General features: G+C 33.0%; 19 protein-coding genes. 14 read left to right on the plus strand and 5 right to left on the minus strand.

Translation table 11 applies throughout. The annotated features are described in order from the left end of the window. A complete protein-coding gene (locus tag P0R33_RS18540; RefSeq protein ID WP_276172649.1) occupies positions 1 to 471 on the plus strand; it encodes a response regulator in 471 nt (156 codons plus the stop codon). A gap of 82 nt (positions 472 to 553) precedes the next feature. On the opposite strand, the gene P0R33_RS18545 is transcribed toward P0R33_RS18540, so the two are convergent. Continuing rightward, entirely contained in the window at positions 554 to 811 is a 258-nt protein-coding gene (locus P0R33_RS18545) for a 2TM domain-containing protein (protein ID WP_276172650.1), read from the minus strand. 212 nt (positions 812 to 1,023) lie between these two features. On the opposite strand from P0R33_RS18545, the gene P0R33_RS18550 reads away from it, so the two are divergent. Further along, on the plus strand, positions 1,024 to 1,599 hold the full coding sequence (locus tag P0R33_RS18550) for a Crp/Fnr family transcriptional regulator (protein WP_276172651.1): 576 nt from the start codon (positions 1,024 to 1,026) through the stop codon (positions 1,597 to 1,599). 55 nt (positions 1,600 to 1,654) lie between these two features. Here P0R33_RS18550 and P0R33_RS18555 read toward each other — a convergent pair whose 3' ends face one another. The 3 genes from P0R33_RS18555 to P0R33_RS18565 all read right to left on the minus strand — a co-directional run bounded on the left by P0R33_RS18555 (position 1,655) and on the right by P0R33_RS18565 (position 4,219). After that, complete coding sequence (locus P0R33_RS18555) at positions 1,655 to 2,437, minus strand: type 1 glutamine amidotransferase domain-containing protein (RefSeq protein ID WP_276172652.1); 783 nt, start codon at positions 2,435 to 2,437, stop codon at positions 1,655 to 1,657. 57 nt (positions 2,438 to 2,494) lie between these two features. After that, a complete protein-coding gene (locus P0R33_RS18560; protein ID WP_276172653.1) occupies positions 2,495 to 3,268 on the minus strand; it encodes an antibiotic biosynthesis monooxygenase family protein in 774 nt (257 codons plus the stop codon). A 336-nt stretch (positions 3,269 to 3,604) separates the two neighbouring features. Beyond that, entirely contained in the window at positions 3,605 to 4,219 is a 615-nt protein-coding gene (locus P0R33_RS18565) for a Crp/Fnr family transcriptional regulator (protein WP_276172654.1), read from the minus strand. Positions 4,220 to 4,326: 107 nt separating this feature from the next. Between P0R33_RS18565 and P0R33_RS18570 the strand changes: the two genes are divergently transcribed. Continuing rightward, positions 4,327 to 5,547 carry a DUF763 domain-containing protein gene (locus P0R33_RS18570; protein WP_276172655.1) on the plus strand — a complete coding sequence of 407 codons (1,221 nt, stop codon included), beginning with the start codon at positions 4,327 to 4,329 and terminating at the stop codon, positions 5,545 to 5,547. 56 nt (positions 5,548 to 5,603) lie between these two features. Next, positions 5,604 to 6,785 carry an MFS transporter gene (locus P0R33_RS18575; protein WP_276172657.1) on the plus strand — a complete coding sequence of 394 codons (1,182 nt, stop codon included), beginning with the start codon at positions 5,604 to 5,606 and terminating at the stop codon, positions 6,783 to 6,785. A gap of 37 nt (positions 6,786 to 6,822) precedes the next feature. Here P0R33_RS18575 and P0R33_RS18580 read toward each other — a convergent pair whose 3' ends face one another. Beyond that, positions 6,823 to 7,518 carry a pseudouridine synthase gene (locus P0R33_RS18580; protein WP_276172658.1) on the minus strand — a complete coding sequence of 232 codons (696 nt, stop codon included), beginning with the start codon at positions 7,516 to 7,518 and terminating at the stop codon, positions 6,823 to 6,825. 477 nt (positions 7,519 to 7,995) lie between these two features. Here P0R33_RS18580 and P0R33_RS18585 point away from each other — a divergent pair, with 477 nt between their 5' ends. The 10 genes from P0R33_RS18585 to P0R33_RS18630 all read left to right on the plus strand — a co-directional run bounded on the left by P0R33_RS18585 (position 7,996) and on the right by P0R33_RS18630 (position 18,102). Further along, on the plus strand, positions 7,996 to 8,658 hold the full coding sequence (locus tag P0R33_RS18585) for a GNAT family N-acetyltransferase (protein ID WP_276172659.1): 663 nt from the start codon (positions 7,996 to 7,998) through the stop codon (positions 8,656 to 8,658). A 280-nt stretch (positions 8,659 to 8,938) separates the two neighbouring features. After that, positions 8,939 to 9,364, plus strand: a complete 426-nt coding sequence (locus P0R33_RS18590; RefSeq protein WP_276172660.1) for an SDR family NAD(P)-dependent oxidoreductase — start codon at positions 8,939 to 8,941, stop codon at positions 9,362 to 9,364. 13 nt (positions 9,365 to 9,377) lie between these two features. Further along, positions 9,378 to 9,719 carry an SDR family NAD(P)-dependent oxidoreductase gene (locus P0R33_RS18595; RefSeq protein ID WP_276172661.1) on the plus strand — a complete coding sequence of 114 codons (342 nt, stop codon included), beginning with the start codon at positions 9,378 to 9,380 and terminating at the stop codon, positions 9,717 to 9,719. A gap of 224 nt (positions 9,720 to 9,943) precedes the next feature. After that, positions 9,944 to 10,750 (plus strand): phytanoyl-CoA dioxygenase family protein, encoded by an 807-nt coding sequence (locus P0R33_RS18600; RefSeq protein ID WP_276172662.1) that lies wholly within the window; start codon positions 9,944 to 9,946, stop codon positions 10,748 to 10,750. A gap of 154 nt (positions 10,751 to 10,904) precedes the next feature. Then, positions 10,905 to 11,591, plus strand: coding sequence for a CDP-alcohol phosphatidyltransferase family protein (locus P0R33_RS18605; protein ID WP_276172663.1), 687 nt, complete (start codon positions 10,905 to 10,907; stop codon positions 11,589 to 11,591). 1 nt (position 11,592) lies between these two features. Then, positions 11,593 to 12,024, plus strand: a complete 432-nt coding sequence (locus P0R33_RS18610; protein WP_276172664.1) for a GtrA family protein — start codon at positions 11,593 to 11,595, stop codon at positions 12,022 to 12,024. Between the two features lie 216 nt (positions 12,025 to 12,240). Then, positions 12,241 to 12,819 carry a DUF4833 domain-containing protein gene (locus P0R33_RS18615; protein ID WP_276172665.1) on the plus strand — a complete coding sequence of 193 codons (579 nt, stop codon included), beginning with the start codon at positions 12,241 to 12,243 and terminating at the stop codon, positions 12,817 to 12,819. Positions 12,820 to 12,979: 160 nt separating this feature from the next. Then, a complete protein-coding gene (locus tag P0R33_RS18620; protein WP_276172666.1) occupies positions 12,980 to 13,567 on the plus strand; it encodes an RNA polymerase sigma-70 factor in 588 nt (195 codons plus the stop codon). Positions 13,568 to 13,656: 89 nt separating this feature from the next. Continuing rightward, on the plus strand, positions 13,657 to 14,580 hold the full coding sequence (locus P0R33_RS18625; RefSeq protein ID WP_276172667.1) for a FecR domain-containing protein: 924 nt from the start codon (positions 13,657 to 13,659) through the stop codon (positions 14,578 to 14,580). A 126-nt stretch (positions 14,581 to 14,706) separates the two neighbouring features. Beyond that, a complete protein-coding gene (locus tag P0R33_RS18630; protein WP_276172668.1) occupies positions 14,707 to 18,102 on the plus strand; it encodes a SusC/RagA family TonB-linked outer membrane protein in 3,396 nt (1,131 codons plus the stop codon). Positions 18,103 to 18,107 lie beyond the last annotated feature (5 nt).

An 18,107-nucleotide genomic window follows, 5' to 3' on the forward strand; every position in this document is an offset into this window, starting at 1 on the left:
ATGAAGAAAAAGGTAATTTTACTCGCCGACGATGATATGGATGATACAGAAATGTTCTGCGAAGCATTGGCAGATATTGATGAAGATATTTTATGTCATTGTGCAGAAAATGGAAGCGAGGCATTAAAAATTCTAGATAGTCTCGATGAAAATCCTGGAGTTATCTTTTTAGATTTAAATATGCCAATTATGAATGGTTGGGAATGTCTTAAAGAATTAAAATCAGATCAGCGGTATAAAGATATCCCTGTGATTATGATTTCGACTTCTTCGCACAAAAATGATATGGATAGCGCGACAAGTTTAGGTGCTGTCTGTTATTTTATAAAACCAAATAATTTTAAGGATTTAAAACAGGTTTTGAAAATTATAACATCTAATTTAGATGATATTAAAGAAGCTGTTGCAAAATTACACACAAGCGGTTTACAGCATATTTTTGTTTGCCAAGAAAGTAATTTGAATTTATAAATAACATTATACAAAATATGAAAAGTCTCGAAAATTAGTTTTTTCGAGACTTTTTTTTTCTAGAATTTTTGGCTTTAAATACTTAAATGCTGTAAGATTTATTTCTAGTGCAATAAGATTTAGTATTGTTTTTATTAAAAACATATACGCCTAAATAGTGAAAAACAATTCCTACTGCCCAAGCTGGTGTAGACCAAAGTGGCCAAGGATATGTAGTATCGGTTAAATACCAGACAATAAATACAATTGGGGTTGCTAATAAAAATACAAGCAAATGGATTTTAAATCCTAATTTTGAATTCTTATTTGTTTTTGTTTCGATGTTGAATTTAGTTTTCATGATTTCAGTTTTTAAAATTATTAGTAATAGATTTTTTTTAAAATTAATGTTGTAAGTAATTGGTTTTCAATATATTTACATAACAAAGGTAGACTCGTGATTTCATAAATGCCGTTGACTTTGGTTAAGAACATGTTTTTAATATTCTAGAAATAGTTTTAGAAAAATTAGATCCAATTGCAATCTGCTTATTTCTTTAAAAAATCAATATTATGGATGCGCTTAAAAACGTTATTACATCAATTGTCCCAATGTCTGATGAGGAGTACAATTTAATGTTGCCAATTATCAATAGAATAGAAGTAAAAAAAGACAAAGATCTTTTGCTTCAAGGAGAAATATGCCGCCATATCTATTTTATCGAAAATGGCTTTTTTAGAATGTTTTACGTTGATTACCGAGGAAACGAGATCAACAGCAGATTTGTAAAATCGAATGATTTTCTAGTAGATTTTGCCAGTTTTATTACGCAAAAAAATGCGCATTATAGCTGTAGAGCGATGGAAGATTCTACAGTAATTGCCTTAGAATATAATAAAGTTGAGGCATTGTATAATTGCTGTCCGAATTGGTCAAAATTTGGAAGACTAATTGCCGAATCTGCGTACCTCATAATCATTGAAAGGCAGGAAATGCTTCATTTTCAAACTCCAGAAGAGCGTTATAAAACAATCCTACAAAAAGAACCTTATCTTTTTCAAATGGTATCGCAGAATCAGCTTTCATCTTATATTGGTATTAAACCAGAATCTCTAAGCAGGCTTCGAAAAAGAATGATTGGGAAATAAAATTTTAAATTAAAACCCAGAAAAATGAAATTCACTTTCTGGGTTTATATTGAAATTATTTTTTAGCCAACCAGCTTTCTACAGCTTTAGAAAAATCAGCTACATCAATTGGATGTCTGCTTGTAATAATGTTAGAATCTACTACAACAGGTTGGTCAGAAACAATTCCGCCGGCGTTTTTTAAGTCAATTTGAATGTTCCAATATCCAGTAAGTTTTCTTCCTTTCAAAATATCAGCAGAAGCTAAAACAACTGGCGCGTGACATATAGCGGCAATCAATTTTCCAGATTTATTAAAATCCTTAATAAATTTGATTACGTCTTTATCATAACGAAGATTATCTGGATTCCAAGCGCCACCCGGAATAAAAACAGCATCATAATCACTCACTTTAATTTGATCGGCAGTTCTGTCAAACTTAATCCAACCTGTAGGTTGCAGATACTGAATTGCCATAATATGAGTTTTTGCCATTTCAGGAGTACTCAATCCGTATCTTGCTGGAGCGGGATTAAATTTTGGCGCAATAATATCAACCTGAGCGCCAAGTTCTCTAAAGTACCAAACTGGTCCAGTAAGTTCAATTTCTTCAAAACCGTCTGCTGCCAGTACAGCGATTTTTTTACCTTTTAATATCGTTTTGTCTTTCACTGGAGTAAAAAAGAAGTCTCTCAAAGCTTCGTTTCCAGGCGCGTTTAATAATTGCGAAACTGGCATAACAGATACGTGCGAAGGAGTTGCTAATTGATTCATAACGTTTAGTTCATGACTAGTTTGAGCGTTAAAAGCTGTAGTTCCGAATAAACTTGCTGCGATAATTGGTGTTAAATTTTTCATGATTTCTAATTTTTTAAAATGTTGATAATTGTTTTTTTATGAATTTATTTTTTAAGATTATTCTCTTGTCAGCGGTGCAAATTCTATCAGATTATGCAGTCCGTTTTGAAAAGGAGGTTTTTTGATACTGGTTTCCAAATACTCGATTACGGGTTTAATTGGAGGAAAGTTCAAGTGATATTGAAAAGCTTCATCGCTTCTGAATTTTTCGTAAGTAACAAATTGGGTTTCATCTCCATCAATTTCAGAAAGCTGATACGTTACCACTCCAGGTTCACTTCTAAATTGTGGCATTGCAATATGGTAAGTATCTTTAAAATTTTGTTCTGTGCCTTTTTTTGCATCAACAAATAACATGATGACAAGTTGTTGGTCTTCCTTTTTTGCTGTTTTACGCCATTGTTCTTTCGTTAATGGTTCAAGGTCTTTTAGATAATAATTTTTAGAAGGTATTAAAAGCGCCTTTTTAGATAATTCTTCTACTGATTTTGCTGATTTGCTTTTGCTAAATTCAACGAATTCTTTTTTGTCATTCCATCTTTCAATAAGCCATAAGACATTGGGTTTTTCTTGTTCGTAAAATGCTTCTGCCATAGTATTGTCTTTTGAAAGAATCGCATTTGCAACGTAGTTTTCCATCGATTTACGAAACGTTGCCAGTTGTTCGTCTTTAACTTCATACATTGTCATTTTTGAAGTCATTTCAGTAAGCGTTTTAGTTTTTACTTTAATGCCGTTTTGGGCTTTCGCATCATTTATTAGTAAAAGAAAAACAGATGTTGCAATAGTAAACCCTTTTTTAGCAATTGATTTATAAGCTTTTGGTTTCATAATTTTTGATTTTTAAATGAATCTATTTGTTATGCAAAATTTTGTAATCTATAATTGGCTTTATATCTGAGACAAATTTCCTCCATATCTAGAACCTGGAGGTTGAGCCAACTCACTTTAAAAGTGTGATTTGAATCACATTTTTGTGTTGAGCCTTTCAAAATCAAAAGATTAAGCAGAATTCAGAAAACAAGAATATTTAATTACAAGGCAAAATTATGTTTGTAAGTCGTTAAAAATCATTGACTTTGGTTAAGAAAGTTTTTTAGATATCTAAATTGAAAGCATAAAAAAAGCGTGACAGAAAATCACGCTTGAAGTTTTTTATTGAAGTTTTTAAGAGTTTGAATAAAGTCGGCTGAGAGTTTCCCGACTAACGCCTAAGTATTCTGCGATATATTTTTTAGGTATTTTTTGCATAATGTTCGGATAAAGATTTGCAAATTCCTCATATCGTTTTTTAGGATTATTAGAGAGAAGCGAAATAATTCTTCTTTGTTGAGCCGAATAACCGCTAGTGAGTTTCATTCTAAAAAAATGCTCCATTTTATGCAATTCCGAAGCCAATTGTTCTCTTCCAGAAAGTGTCAGACAAAGAACTTCTGCGTCATCCATACAAACAATATTAATGTTGGATTCTTTTTGATTGAAAAAAGCATTGTAATCTGAAAGCCACCAGTTTTCGAGTGCAAATTGTACAATATGTTCTTTTCCGTCTTTATCAATATGAAAAGCACGAAAAATGCCTTTTACAATCCAATATTCAGAAGTTACTTTATCGCCATCCTGAAGCAAGTATTGGTGTTTTTTTACCTTTTTCTCTTTAAAGAACGTTTTGATATAGTCAAATTCTTCATTTGTTAAAGGGCAAATTTGTTCAATATGTTTTCGCAGTTCTTCCATAAAAGTAAATTTAAGTAAACTTTTGTTTCCATAAAATGATTTTGCCATTCTCTCTTTATAAATTGTTTCATTTTGTAACATTCTACGAACCTTACGGCTTTATTAAGAAATAAACAGTTGTATTTTGCCTATTTTTGCAGCATATAATTTGACAGATGAAACGTTCAGGTACAGCAGATCTTCCTTTACATTACGGACACGTTCCGATGTGGCTTGCTGAACGAATGTCAAAACTTGGTTTTGCAATTGTAGAAACGATTGCCTTAGAATTTTCTACTTCCGAAGTCATCAGTAAATTGAGTAATCCTTTTTGGTTTCAGAGTTTTGGAGCCGTTATGGGAATGGATTGGCATTCGTCTGGAATTACAACTTCTGTACTTGGAGCCTTAAAAAGATCGGTTAATCCGCATTCTAAAGAATTAGGAATTTATATCTGCGGAGGAAAAGGAAAACATTCGATGCTCACACCGCAAGAACTTCTTTTTGTGGGAGAAAAAACAGGTCTCGACGGAAATAATCTCGCCAATTGCAGTAGACTTACAGCAAAAGTAGACAACACTGCCATTCAAGATGGATTTCAATTATATCAGCATAATTTTATTGTGGATAATAAAGGACAATGGGCTGTTATTCAGCAAGGAATGAATCCGAATTCGCATACGGCAAGAAGATATCATTGGCATTCGCAAGATTTGAAATCTTTCATCAATGAGCCTCATACTTTTATTTACGGCGAAAATCAAGGCAATATTTTGAATCTTACTGCCGATGCTGCTACAAAATCTAGAGAAGGAATTTTAGAATTAATAAAAGAAGAACCAACAAAGATTATAAAAGAAATGCAACATCTTTCTATGCCTGCGCATCATGATGTGAGAATAGATGATGTCAACATGAAAAGACTCGGAGCAATGCTTTGGACAACTCACGATAATAAACCAGAAGATTTTGAAGAACTATTGCTTTTAAAAGGAATGGGACCGAGAGCTTTGCAATCTTTAGCTTTAGTAAGCGAAATAATCTACGGAACTCCAACTCGATTTGAAGATCCGGCACGTTTCTCTTTTGCCCACGGCGGAAAAGATGGACACCCGTTTCCTGTTCCTGTTAAAATTTATGATGAAACGATCGATACTTTGCAAAGAGCTATAAATCGTGCAAAAATTGGCAATAGCGATAAATTAAGCGCGATTCAAAAACTATCTGAAATTTCGAGAAATGCCGAAGAAAGTTTTACGCCGAATAATAATTTTGATGCTTTGATTCAAAGAGAAAGAGAAAATTCTCATTTATACGGAGGTCGAACCGTTTTTGGTGATGCAAAACCCAAAAAGAACAAACCAAATAATCCGAACAATCAATTGGAATTGTTTTAAAAATTTCAATTTTAATACCCATTTGCTTTTGCAATGATTTAATTTATAATTCAATAATGTTAGAAAAAGAAAAATCAATCTATACGCTTCAATTTATTTTACTTTGTTTAAGTTCTTTGCTGTTTTCTTCTAGTTTCAATATGATGATTCCAGAACTTCCAAATTATTTAAGCAGTTTGGGAGGAGCAGAATACAAAGGATTAATCATTTCTTTATTTACACTTACGGCGGCAATCTCGCGACCTTTTAGTGGTAAATTGACAGACAAATGGGGACGTGTGCCTGTTATGGCAATTGGATCTTCGGTTTGTGTGATTTGCGGATTTCTGTATCCAATTTTAAGTTCTGTTTCTGGATTTTTGTTGCTTCGTCTAGTTCATGGTTTTTCTACAGGATTTAAACCGACATCAACATCTGCTTACGTAGCCGATATTATTCCGCAAAAAAGATGGGGAGAAGCGTTAGGAATGCACGGATTATGTTTTGGTATCGGAGGCGCACTCGGACCAGCATTAGGAAGTATGATTGTAAATTCTTTCGGAATGAATGTGATGTTTTATACTTCGTCATTTCTTGCATTTTTATCGATTATTATTGTTTTTAATATGAAAGAAACGCTTACAGTAAAAGAGAAACTTAATAAATCTATGTTTTACATCGGACGAAAAGATATTGTTGATAAAAATGTTTTTCCAGCAGGAATTATTACTTTTCTTTCTTACACGGCATTTGGACTTATTTTGACCTTAATTCCTGATTGGAGCGAACATCTTGGCGCGACAAATAAAGGAATCTTTTTTACAGCATTTACTGTTGCATCTGTTTTAGTTCGTTTTGGTGCAGGAAAAGTTTCAGACAGACACGGAAGACCAAAAGTAATTCTGGCAGGATTAATTATAATGGCTGTTGCACTTTTTGTAATAAGTGCCGGAAGAGATATTCAGATGTTACTAGTCGGAGCAGGAATTTATGGAATTGGCGCAGGTATTTTGTCACCAGCAGTTAGCGCATGGACTATTGATTTGAGTAACCCAGAACACCGTGGAAAAGCGGTTGCCACGATATATATTTCGATGGAATTAGGAATCGGCTCTGGAGCACTTTTTGGAGGAACTTATTATAACGATCAAATAAACCGTATACCGCAGATTATTAGATTTGATATTTTGGTTTTGCTTCTAGGAGTTTTTTATCTGTTTTATTGGCGAAGAAATAAAAATAAAAAGCTAAAGGTTTAAAAAGAAATTATTCATTTTATTAATTTGGAGAAAAATACTATTGATACTTACTCAAATCCAGATTAAGAATAGTACCAACTCTGCTAAATTCTTCATTAACCTTTGCATTCAAAATTAGTTGTTCGTTGTGTATCGGATGATTAAAAATTAACTGATGCGCATGGAGCATCATTCCTTTGAGATCAAAATTTTCCAGCCACAATTTATTTTGTTTGTTGCAACCATGCGGTCGACTTCCTAAAATGGGATGAAAAATATGTTTGAAATGTTTTCTTAATTGATGCATGCGTCCAGTTTCTGGAATCGCTTCTACCAAACAATATCGTGAAGTGGGTTTATTGTTAAATGCTAACGCAACTTCGGCATTTTGCAAACGACTAAAATAGGTTATGGCATTTTGTTTAATGTTATCATCATTAATTAAATCATAATCAATCGTAAGTTCTTCGGGAGACCAGCCGCGTAAAATGGCTAAATATTTTTTTTCGACCTCGCGTGTGGCAAAACGATCATTCATAATTTTCAGAACTTCTTTATCTAGCGCAAATAACAAAATACCAGATGTTTTGCGGTCTAACCGATGAATAGGATAAACATGTTGCCCAATTTGATTTCTCAATTCCTGAATGGCATACACTTTTGCATCTCGTGCATAAAATGATTTGTGAACCAACAACCCGCTTGGTTTATTAATGGCAATAATATATTCGTCTTGGTAAAGAATTTCTAACATTCGGCAAAAGTAAAAGAGATTTCGGTTGAAAAGGCTTTTCGGGTTATTTATTTCTCGATTGTTCAGAAAATCTTTTTATGCTTAAAAAATAATGTTATTAATAGTAAAGCCTTTCATTTTGGTAGGTTCACCATATCATTTTGATAGTAATTTGTAAATGATACTATGATTTAATTTGTTGATAATTAAGTGTTTGTGTCGTTTAAGATGTTTTGGCATATCGTTTGTCTTCGCCAATATCCTAAACATTATCAATCTAAAAAAGAACTATGAAAGCAAATAAAACAAGAAGCAAGGAGATAACTAAATTATACTTATCAAATAAATCTATGCAGAGTAAAGACAGAACCATCAATTTAATAGTCTTTAGTATAGTTTTCTTTATTACTGTTCTTCTAATTTCTCAAATTCTTTAAGACATCAAATTTGGAATTACTTCATTAAAATAAAGGATAATTAAAACATAACTAAATAATTATGAAAATTATAGATCCGATAATAGACGCTAATATAAAACTTGGTGAAGGTTTTTTCTATACCAACAAATTTCGTAAAAATGCAATACTTTCATCTGTTGAAGAGACAGCAGAACAAATAGATTTTACTATTGAAAAAGCCAGATCTGCCCATATTTTTTGGATTAAACAGATTTGCGAAGAGACTTTATCATCAGCTATAGCCCGCGGAACAGGAATTTCTGGACGTTCGCCAGAATTATTGGAGAAAAAAATGAATAAGGGAGAAGCAATTATAGCTTTTGCATCAGACGGAAGATGGGCAGGTTTTGCTTTTATTTCTGTATGGGAAAATGGCAATTATGTTTCTAATTCGGGACTTATTGTAGCGCCAGAGTTTAGACATACAGGACTGGCCAAAAAAATTAAAACAAAGATTTTTGAATTGAGCAAAAAGTTATATCCAGATGCCCGCATTTTCAGTTTAACTTCTGGACTTGCCGTGATGAAAATGAACCACGAACTCGGTTTTATGCCGGTTACTTTTTCTGAAGTTACCTCAGATGAAATCTTTTGGGAAAGCTGTAAATCATGTGTAAACTGTCCGATATTAGTGAGTAAGGAAAGAAAAAACTGTTTATGTACAGCAATGCTTTATGATCCTAAACTAAATAAACCCGTTTAAAAAGTACAAAAGGTTTTAACAAAGAGGCTGTCTCGATTTTTGAGACAGCCTCTTTGTCATTTTACATATTTACTTGTTCTGTAGGAGCATTTCGTTGGTAGAAAAAATTTATTTTTAAAAGAGATTACGTTCCGTAGGAACATTTGATTTTGAAATCGTTTTAATAATCTGACCTGATCTATATTTTTCTACCAGCAAAACATTTGTACGGAATGATAAGTCGGACTGCAAGCTCAACATTTTACAATTAATCTTTATATTTGATTATTAAATTAATAAAATGAGCGAAAAAACGAAACCGTATGCTTTAATAACAGGTGCCAGCAAAGGCATTGGAAAATCTATTGCTTACGAATTGGCAAAACAAGGATATCCGTTACTGCTTGTTGCAAGAAGTGAAGCAGAATTAAAAGCACTATCTGATGATATTCAAGTTAAATACAAAATCAATGTTTCTGTTTTATCAATTGATCTTTCGACAAATGCTGCATCACAAAAAGTAATCGATTGGATAAAATTGAATAATTACCCAGTTGGGGTTTTGGTTAACAATGCTGGTTATGGTGTTTGGGGCGATTTTAGTCAGTCTGCTTTAAGCGATCAGCTTGGCATGATGCAACTTAATATGAATGTAGTGGTAGAACTTTCTCATTTATTAGTTCCTATACTTTCACACGAAGAGCAAGCTTACATTTTAAATATATAGAGCATACCAAGCTGTGCCTACATTAGCTGTTTATTCGGCTACAAAGGCTTTTGTTTTATCATTTACAAGGGCCTTACGTTTCGAACTTGAAAAAACTTCAATTTCAGTAACCTGTTTTAGTCCTGGTCCGGTTGATACTGGTTTTGCTGCGAGAGCTGGTTTAAGTGCTTTAAACAAAATGGCTGAAAAGTTTAATATGCAACCTGATGAAGTGGCAAAAATGGCGGTAAAAGCCATGTTCAACAAAAAATCTGAAGTTATTCCGGGTTTTACAAATATTGTTTCGGTTTACGCTAATCGTGTATTACCAAAGGCTTTCATAGAAAAAACTGCGGCTGGTATTTATAAAATCTAATTTTTTTTTCGAAAAAAGTATCAAAAAAATTTTGGCAAATAATAAATTATATTACATTTGCATAAATGTCTACTAATTCTATAGAGTATATCTAATATGAAAAATAAGTTTAATTTTAATAAAGGTCAAATGCACGCAAACATGCGAATGTGCTGCTGTTGTTGTTGCTAACCTTTTATATAAAATTACAAACACTATTATTTCATCTATTAAATATATTTATCATGGTATCTACATATAAAACATTTACCCTTACTGAGCAATTAACAAATGAGCAAATTGCCTTTTTTAACGAACATGGTTTCATTCACTTCAAAAAATTTATAAATCCAGAAACGGTTTCGTCCATTATTGATGCATCGAAACAAGTTGAGCAAAATTGGATTGAAAACGATCTTCAAAAAATAAACGGTGTCCCAATTAAATTCGGAAAAGATTTAGATGGTTCTCCTATTGTACAACGTTTTGCTTTTATCAATCAGCATCATCAAGCCTTGAGCGGTCTTCTGCTTGATCCGAGATTTAATGGTTTGTTACCATTGGCAGGCGATGGCGCCAGATTAGGAACGGAAGAAAAAGACGGAATGGTTTTTAATCATTATATCAACGGACCAGAAAGTAAGTTTACTAAAATGGGTTGGCATACAGATGGCTTAAGAGATATTTTTTATGGAGGAAAATTAAATCCGATGTTAAATGTGGGTATTCACTTGAGCACCTTGAGACCTGAAAACGGTGGACTTAAAATTATTCCTGGAACTCATAAGCAAAGTATTTATCAAATGCTTTTCCGTAAAAAATACTTTTTAGATAATAAAGCCGATCCGGAGGAAGTTTCCATCATTCCAGAGGCTGGAGATTTAACCATTCATGATGGTCGTTTATGGCACAGAGTTGCAGAATCATCTGTTCGTGGCGAAGAAAGCAGAAGAAGAGTTATTTATATTCCAATTATAGCAGGAAAATACGCTCCTAAAAACGAGAACAGTCCAACGGTTTTCTATCAACGTTTTGCTGGTATTGTTAAATAATTATGCTGATTGTTATCGCGTTTAGTTATCTGGTTAGATCAGGTAAGCTAAAAAGTACCACAGATTTTTTTAAAAATAGTCAGAGAAAGATAAAACTTAAAATAGCAAAACTAGAATTGGCGATAGTTTCAGGTTTACAAATACTGAGCTGATAATGGGAAAGGAAACACTGAATGAAGATTATAGTTCAATTGCACAAAGAACATTTTCTGACCGTAAGCGCACTAATATTTTGAAAAAAGCGGAACAGTCAACTATTGTATTTCTGCTGCCAAAAGTGCCTAAATTCATTTCACCAAATTTACTCACTTTAATTGGGGCACTTGGTTCGGGTTTCGTTTTTTTAGCTTTTGTTTTAGGAACCTATATAACAAATTGGTATTTGCTTTTAGGGATTATTGGTTTGATTATAAATTGGTTAGGTGATTCTTTAGACGGAAGATTGGCTTATTATAGAAATATTCCACGTCGCTGGTATGGCTTTGCACTCGACATTATCGCCGATTGGATTGGTATTGTACTTATTGGTTTTGGCTACTACATTTATGCTAAAAATGGTACACAAATAGTAGCCTTTGCTTTTGTTGCATTGTATGGTTGGTCTATCATCATCAGTCAGTTACGCTACAAAATTACAAATGAATACAGTATAGATTCGGGAGCTGTTGGTCCAACGGAGCTTAGATTTATTATTGCTTTAATTTTAATTACAGAAGTTTTATTTCACGGATCAATAACCTATTTTGCTGGTTTAATTAGTGTTATATTGCTTGTAATCAATCTTGTAGATAGCTTTAAACTCTTAAAGTTAGGTGATTTAAAAGATAAAAATCAAGTCTGAAATGTTCAATAAAAAGTCTATTTATACTTTTCTACAAGCTCAAGTTGCAGCATTTGTAGGCGGCATTACCGATTATGGCTTAATGATTTTACTGACAGAAGTATTTAAACTGCATTTTACCTTTTCTATATTAATCTCAGGAACTATTGGTGCAATTATCAATTTTAGCATTAATAGATTTTGGGTGTTTAAAAATCAATTTGGTTATAAGAACCGAATTAATAGTCAGCTTTTTAAATTTGCATTGGTTGTACTAGGAAGTATTTTTTTGAAATCACTTGGTACGCTTATTCTGCAAAAAACATTTCAAATCGATTACAGAATCGGAAGATTAATCACGGATAGTTTTGTTTCTTATGGATTTAATTATCCTCTGATTAAATATTGGGTTTTTAAGGTAAACGAAAAACAGAATGTAATCGAATCAAATTAATCTGTTGGAAATAATTCAAAAAAAAAACAATTCAACAGATAGAAGCATAGGTTTTTAGATTCGTAAAAAGAATTTGAAAAATAAACTAGTTTCTTAACTCGTAGCTATGTTTGTTACTAGTAGTGAAACGTCTTTATAAGTTTACAATATCTATTATGCTATGTGTTAGAAAAAATACAGCCAACTTGTTAAAATTAGAATATAAGTATTTCATTTATGAATAAATTACCATTTAAATATTTTAGAAAATCACTAATCATTATATTGATCTTATTGAATTTAATTTCAGAAAATTTATTGGCGCAATCTAGAAATCCATCGCCATTAAATTTTCCGACGCCTAAAAATATAGATAATATGTTATTTTATATTCAGCGCGATCCAAATATAAATACTGCTATATATGCCTTAAATTATCAAGAAAATGGAAAAATAGAAAAAAGTAATCCTATAAAAGGATATTGGATTCGATATGCTGAGAAAGGAGAAAAAAAAGATTTTAGTTATATGCAACGCAAATTTGCATATGGAATAGAAAGCAAAGCCTTAAATAATGAAGAGTTTGAACTTCAATTTGTATCATACAAAAAGTTGTCTTTAACGTTGAAAAAGCTAGATTCAGATCAAAAATATCATGTTTTTGTAAATATAAATCAGAGAAAAATACAAGTGGAGAAAATATTTGTGCGAATTGAAGGAGGTTCTTTTTGGTTGCCAAATGTAAAGTATGCCGAAATTACTGGTATTGATGTTTCCTCAAATAAAACAATTACGGAAAGAATAGTATTAAAATAAAATATCTTTTTACTTGAATTGATAGAGATTTAGAATTCATGAACAGAGAAATGTTTAAATAGAATTTTAGAAATTATGGGTAAAACTAATTTAACACAAAGTTAAATTAGTTTCTTAGGTATTTTTTATCAGTTCCTTTTCATTTGTTTTTTTTAATAACATGGAAAAAGATCTTTTGAAAATGCAAGACGATGAACTTCAAAAATTAATTTTTGAAGGGAATGATGCTGCGTTTTCAATTATTTTTAATCGCTATTGGAAAAAACTTTATTCGTACGCATTTAAAATCTACAAAGACGAAGCAATTTGCGAAGATATAGTTCAGGAAATTTTTATAAGTCTTTGGAAAAACGCGACTAGCGCTGTAATTCTAAATCTTGAAGCTTACCTTTTTAGAGCTGTAAAATACAAAATTGCGAATCAGATCAGAAATCTGAAATTTGATCAGCAGCATATTGAAATATTAGAAAGCATTCCAGATCCAAGTTTGACTATTAATGATCTCGAGTACATTGACTTGGAGAAAAACATCAACGATCAGATTAGTAAACTAACTCCCAAATGTAGAGAGGTTTTTCTGCTTAGCCGTATCGAACATTTCACAAATGCTGAAATTGCGGCAAAACTTAATTTGTCAATTCATACGGTAGAAAAACATATCAGCAACGCTTTAAAGCAACTTCGATTAAACAACGCATCTTATAATTATCTTCTTTTTTACTGGGCAGCGTTCTTTTATGTTAACTAAAAAATACTCGTTTTAAGAAAACGTTAAGCCTTTATTTTCGACTACTTGTTCGATTCAAAAAATGTGACTTGTATATAAAAGCACATATTTTGAAAAAAGAAATCTTTTTGCAATTAGCAAAAAAATACGAAGAAGGTACCTGCACACCTGAAGAAAAAATAACAGTCGAATCATTTTTTGATAAGATGCAGGATCAATCATTAGATATTGAATTATCTGATGAAAAAGGGGATGAAATTCTAAATAAGATATTTTTAGAACTACAGGTAAAACCAAAAAAATATACAATTAGGAAAGCACTAAAAGTCGCAGCAGTTTTAGTAGCCGGACTTACAATTGCATTTACTGTAGCCAAGTTTGCATTCAAACCTGCAGCAATTACTCAAATTACTGCCAAAGGAGAAAAGAAAGAAATTTTCCTTGAAGATGGGAGTGTCATTGTACTAAACTCAAACAGCAGTATTACTTATCCCGAACAATTTGAAGACACAAGAAATATACAGCTTGTTGGACAAGCTTATTTTAAGGTTTTTAGAGACATAAAACGACCTTTTATTGTACAAACACACGATGTAATAGTGAGAGTGCTTGGAACTTCATTTGACATTAATTCCTATGAACATCACAACACCAAAGTAAGTGTTATCAGCGGAAAAGTGGAAGTCAGTTCGCCAACTGGAAAAAAAGTGCAGATTATTAAAGATCAGCAAGCCGATTTGATAAAGAATTCAGATTTACAGATTTCTACAGAAAACAGCGAAGATAAAATCGCTTGGATAAGTAATACGATCATGCTTAAAAACACTACGCTTTCTGAAACGGTAAAAATTATCGAAAACTGGTATAATGTAGATATTACAATTGAAAATCAAGAACTAAATAATCTTACGATTTCTGGAAAGTTTAAAGACGAAAAACTGGAAAACGTACTAGAAAGTATTGCCTATTTGAAAAACCTAAAAATAAATTACACAACTAAAAACCAAATAACTATAAGAAAAAAGACACCTTAAAAACAGAAAAAACAAACCCGCTTCCGGTGCAACGGAAACGGGCGATTTTAAAAGACTAAAAATAAAATTTATAGCCTAATAGTAATGAATACGAAACTACAATTTTTTTTCAATAAGTATATAAAGATGAAAAATCTTTACTTAATGATTTTATTAATTTTTTCCTTTAAAGGATTTGCCTCAGGACAGTCAGGCAAAGATGTTCAGATTAGCCTTAATCTGAAAGATGCTGCAATTACAGAGTTCTTTAGTGCAGTTGAACAAAAAACGACTTTTACATTTGTTTTTGACGAAAAGATATCTGGAAGTTCACAGCGCATTTCAATTTATGCAGAAAAAGAAAGTCTTGACGGAGTGCTTGCAAAAGTTGCTTCTAAAACTGGGCTTTCATTTAAAAAACTGAATAATACTATTACAGTTACCAAAAATCTTCGTGCGCAAATGAATGTTCGAGGAAGAGTTCTGGACGAAAGCGGTATGCCGATGCCAGGAGTTACCATTCTTGAAAAAGGAACAAAAACAAACACAATGACAGACATGGAAGGAAATTTCAGCTTTGCTGTAAATGCTTCGGCTGTTCTTGTGGTTTCTTATATGGGATATGTTTCTCAAGAGGTTTCAGCAAGTACTAATCCGATTACGATTGTAATGAAGTTAAGTACAAGTGAACTTAATGAAGTTGTTGTAACGGCTTTGGGAATTAAAAGAGAAGAAAAAAGATTAGGATTCTCGCAACAGACTATCAAATCTGAAAACTTATCGCAAGGAAGACCAAACAACTGGTCATCTGGATTAAAAGGAAAAGTGGCAGGTTTAAGCATTACTTCTACAGGTTCTGGTCCGTTAAACTCACAGCAGATTACACTGAGAGGAAACAGGTCATTAAGTCCAAAAGGAAATTATGCGCTAATTGTTGTAGACGGTGTTCCTGTAAATGCAGAGATGACAACTTCGGGTTCAAGTAGCGCTTACATGGGAGAAGATTCTCCAATTGATTACGGAAACGGAATTTCTGATCTTAATCTAGATGATATTGATGCAGTTACGGTTCTTAAAGGTGCAGGTGCAACTGCGCTTTATGGAAGCCGTGCAGCAAACGGTGCTTTGATTATTACCACAAAATCTGGAAAGAAAAACAAAGGTTTAGGAATCTCAATAAATACAGGAGCTACTTTTGATGTAATTCAAAGATGGCCTGATTATCAGTACAAGTACGGACAAGGAACCGGAAATTCGCCAGATGCTTCGGGGAATCAATATTATTCTTACGGAAATTCTGCAGACGGAACTTCAACCAGCGGAACAAGCAGTGCTTGGGGGCCAGCATTTACAGGACAGAATTTCTATCAATATGACCCTACTTTAGAAGGACAGTCAGCGCAGAGATTGCCTTGGCAGCCTTATAGAGATAACCGAAAAGATTTCTGGAGAACTGGTATGACATTAAACAATAATGTTTCTATTCAAGGTGGCGACAACAAAGGATCAATGCGTCTTTCTGTTGGAAACCAAAAGAATGAATGGATTATGCCAAATACAGGTTTTGACAGAGTTACAGCGGCTGTTAATGCCAACTATCAAGTATCTGACAAAATTAAATTGGGAACTGCGATAAATTACAATACAAGGAATAGTGATAATTTGCCTTCTACAGGTTACAACAATGGATCTATTGCTTATTTCATGATTTTTCAGCAGCCAAATATCGATTTAGATTGGTATCGTCCAATTTGGGTAAAAGGCAAAGAGCAAATCGAACAGTTGCATCCTTTTAGTTCTTTTATAGACAATCCGTATTTAATTGCTTATGAAGCGACAAATATATTAGACAGTGATCAGATTGTGGGTAATATTTTTGCCAATATTACTTTGTCGTCTAATCTGGAATTAATGCTTCGTTCGTCTATGAACACTTACAATCAGACAAGAGAACAAAAAAGACCATATAGCATCAATAGATATGCGAAAGGATTTTATGAAAGACAGGATGTTTTCAAACAAGAAATCAACTCCGACTTTTTACTTTCTTATAAAAAAGATTTCGGTAGTAAATTCTCTCTTGCTGCTTCGGCCGGAGGAAATGCTATGAGTTACAAATACAGAAGAACAGAAGCAGAAGTAACAGGTTTAGTTGTGCCAGGAGTTTACAAGCTTTCAAATGGATCAAGTGCACCAATTTTGACTTTAGGCGATGCTTACAAAAAAATGAGCAGTTTATATGGCTTAGTTTCCATGTCTTATGCTGATATGCTTTTTGTTGATATTACAGGAAGAAATGACTGGACAAGTACGCTTCCGGTTGAGAATAATTCATTCTTCTATCCGTCGATTAATACAAGTGCCGTTATTTCTGAAATGGTTACACTTCCAAAATCAATTGATTTCTTAAAATACAGACTTTCATTTGCTCAAGTAGGAAATGATACAGAACCTTATAAAACGCAGAAATATTACGGACAAAGCGCTTTTCCAAGTTCGGCGCAGACTTTAACGGTTTTATATAATGATCATTTTAAACCTGAAATCACAACAAGTTTTGAGACCGGTTTTGAAATCAGAATGTTTAAAAACCGACTTACAGCTGATGCTACCGTTTACGAGAGTGTAACGAAAAACCAAATTATCGATATTCCGATGGATTTTTCAACAGGTTATAGCGGTGCAGTTTTAAATGGAGGAAAAGTTAGAAACCGAGGAATCGAACTTACCCTTGGCGGAAAAATTATTGATGGAAATAATTTCAAATGGAATTCAACTGTAAACTGGTCACGTAACTGGAATAAAGTAATGGAATTACCAGAAGGTATCGATGGTCAGCAGATTATCGGTACTGGAGGAACAGCTTCTATCATTGCAAAAGTAGGCGGAACTACAAGTGCTATTTACGGTTTCGGATTTGTGCGTTCTCCTGATGGTCAAATCGTTTATGATAATGCAGGTCTTCCGGCATATCCTGAAGAAATTCAATATATCGGCGATGCAAGTCCAAAATGGAAAGCGGGTTTTACCAATAGTTTTTCAATCGGAAATTTTACTATGAACGTAACAATTGACGGTCAATACGGTGGTATTATTTATTCTCAGACACACCATAAACTTTCTGAACAAGGAAAATTAAATTCAAATAGTATGGGGAGAGAAACCGGCTTTATCACTGGAGAAGGTGTGGTTCAAAATGCAGATGGATCTTATTCTCCAAATACGAAACAAGTAAAAACTGCTGATTGGTATACACGTTACTACCGAAGAGCAAACATAGAATCAAATTCTTTTGATGCTTCTTTTGGAAAACTTCGTGAAATCAGTCTTCAATACAATATGCCAAAAAGATGGCTGAAAAATTCAGGAATCCAGTCACTTCAATTTTCAATTTTCGGAAGAGATTTGGCAACTGTTTCAGATTTCCCAATTTATGATCCTGAGACAGCAGCGTTAAATGGAGATACGATTTTGCCAGGTATCGAAATGGGGCAAATGCCATCTCCAGCTACTTACGGTTTCAATTTAAGTTTGACTTTATAATAAGA

Origin of the sequence: Flavobacterium sp. YJ01 (genome assembly GCF_029320955.1) — a bacterium.
GTDB lineage: Bacteria > Bacteroidota > Bacteroidia > Flavobacteriales > Flavobacteriaceae > Flavobacterium.

Coding starts and splice junctions, on each gene's coding strand:
- P0R33_RS18540 (WP_276172649.1), top strand. CDS start 1: ATGAAGAAAAAGGTAATTTTACTCGCCGACGATGATATGGATGATACA.
- P0R33_RS18545 (WP_276172650.1), bottom strand. CDS start 811: ATGAAAACTAAATTCAACATCGAAACAAAAACAAATAAGAATTCAAAA.
- P0R33_RS18550 (WP_276172651.1), top strand. CDS start 1,024: ATGGATGCGCTTAAAAACGTTATTACATCAATTGTCCCAATGTCTGAT.
- P0R33_RS18555 (WP_276172652.1), bottom strand. CDS start 2,437: ATGAAAAATTTAACACCAATTATCGCAGCAAGTTTATTCGGAACTACA.
- P0R33_RS18560 (WP_276172653.1), bottom strand. CDS start 3,268: ATGAAACCAAAAGCTTATAAATCAATTGCTAAAAAAGGGTTTACTATT.
- P0R33_RS18565 (WP_276172654.1), bottom strand. CDS start 4,219: ATGGCAAAATCATTTTATGGAAACAAAAGTTTACTTAAATTTACTTTT.
- P0R33_RS18570 (WP_276172655.1), top strand. CDS start 4,327: ATGAAACGTTCAGGTACAGCAGATCTTCCTTTACATTACGGACACGTT.
- P0R33_RS18575 (WP_276172657.1), top strand. CDS start 5,604: ATGTTAGAAAAAGAAAAATCAATCTATACGCTTCAATTTATTTTACTT.
- P0R33_RS18580 (WP_276172658.1), bottom strand. CDS start 7,518: ATGTTAGAAATTCTTTACCAAGACGAATATATTATTGCCATTAATAAA.
- P0R33_RS18585 (WP_276172659.1), top strand. CDS start 7,996: ATGAAAATTATAGATCCGATAATAGACGCTAATATAAAACTTGGTGAA.
- P0R33_RS18590 (WP_276172660.1), top strand. CDS start 8,939: ATGAGCGAAAAAACGAAACCGTATGCTTTAATAACAGGTGCCAGCAAA.
- P0R33_RS18600 (WP_276172662.1), top strand. CDS start 9,944: ATGGTATCTACATATAAAACATTTACCCTTACTGAGCAATTAACAAAT.
- P0R33_RS18605 (WP_276172663.1), top strand. CDS start 10,905: ATGGGAAAGGAAACACTGAATGAAGATTATAGTTCAATTGCACAAAGA.
- P0R33_RS18610 (WP_276172664.1), top strand. CDS start 11,593: ATGTTCAATAAAAAGTCTATTTATACTTTTCTACAAGCTCAAGTTGCA.
- P0R33_RS18615 (WP_276172665.1), top strand. CDS start 12,241: ATGAATAAATTACCATTTAAATATTTTAGAAAATCACTAATCATTATA.
- P0R33_RS18620 (WP_276172666.1), top strand. CDS start 12,980: ATGGAAAAAGATCTTTTGAAAATGCAAGACGATGAACTTCAAAAATTA.
- P0R33_RS18630 (WP_276172668.1), top strand. CDS start 14,707: ATGAAAAATCTTTACTTAATGATTTTATTAATTTTTTCCTTTAAAGGA.